This window comes from Actinoplanes sp. NPDC048791, assembly GCF_040650095.1.
Lineage (GTDB): Bacteria > Actinomycetota > Actinomycetes > Mycobacteriales > Micromonosporaceae > Actinoplanes.
This window is the reverse complement of record NZ_JBEZGQ010001717.1, coordinates 1-1,095: the sequence shown is the minus strand read 5'-3', so window position 1 is coordinate 1,095 and position 1,095 is coordinate 1. Positions and strand designations below refer to the sequence as shown.

The 1,095-nt window shown below is 73.1% G+C and carries 2 protein-coding genes; both read left to right on the top strand.

Annotated elements, in window-relative coordinates:
* The coding region (locus AB0C29_RS49890) for a DUF3626 domain-containing protein (protein ID WP_360835606.1) at positions 1-225 on the top strand (225 nt) is incomplete at its 5' end.
* Between the two features lie 45 nt (positions 226-270).
* Positions 271-1,047 (top strand): maleylpyruvate isomerase family mycothiol-dependent enzyme, encoded by a 777-nt coding sequence (locus AB0C29_RS49885; RefSeq protein ID WP_360835604.1) that lies wholly within the window; start codon positions 271-273, stop codon positions 1,045-1,047.
* The last annotated feature ends 48 nt before the right edge of the window (positions 1,048-1,095 follow it).

The following is a 1,095-nucleotide window of genomic DNA, read 5'->3' as shown; positions in this document are numbered from 1 at the left end:
CTGCGGTACCACCCCGGTTTTGTCCTGCCGGCCACGGACTTCCCCGACGACCTGCGGGGCCCGGAGGCGGCCGCGCTGGCCCGCAGCCTGGGACCGCCGCTGATCGACGCCGCGGTCATCGGGCACGCGGCCCGGCAGGCCAGAGACGCCGGGACGCTGCAGCTGTGCAAGTACCTGTGGCACATCCTGGTGCTGCTCGGCCGGCCACCTGCGCCCCCAGGGTGAGGAAATCCGCTGTCGGATGTCGCAGGGGAGTGGTACAAACCCGCGGTGGAAAACACTCTTGCGTTCGCCGACCTGTTGCGGCTGATGGACGAACGATCGACCGCTTTCCGGGCGGCCGTCGCCGCGGCACCCAGCCTCGACGCGCAGGTGCCGACCTGCCCCGAGTGGACACTGTTCGACCTGGTCCAGCACCTGGGCGACGGGCGCCGCAGGTGGGCCGCCACCGTGGCCGCGGGGCCCGCCGACGCACCGCCGGCGATGACAGCACCGGTGGCGCCCCGGGAACGCGAGGCCCTGCTGGCCTGGTTCACCGCGGCGACGCAGGAGCTGCTGGACGCGCTGCGGGAGGCCGGCCCGGACCGTGGATGCTGGACGTGGTGGGGTCCGTCGCAGTCGCCGCAGACCAGCGGTGCCGTCGCCCGGCACCAGCTCCAGCAGGTCGCCGTGCACACCTACGACGCCCAGCTCACCGTGGGCGCCCCGCAGCCGCTGCCGGAGGAAGTGGCGCTCGACGGCGTTGACGAGTTCGTGACCACCTGCGTCGCGAACACGGCCGCGTGGCCGCACAAGCCGGCGGTCATCGACTACCACACCACCGAGGGCCGTTCCTGGCGGCTCTGGTTCTCCGCCGACGGCGCCCGGGCCGCCCGCCTCACCACGCCGGCCACCGACGTGGACCCGGAGGTGGCCTACGCCTCCGCGCGGGGCACGGCCCATGAGCTGGTCATGTTCTGCTACGGCCGCATCGCGATGGACTCGCTGCACATCGACGGCGACCGGCAGGTCTTCGACCAGCTGATCGCCTGGGACCCGTCCGTCTGAGTGGCGGGGGTCCGCCGTCGTCGCGTCCTAGTCCTCTGGCTCCCAGGC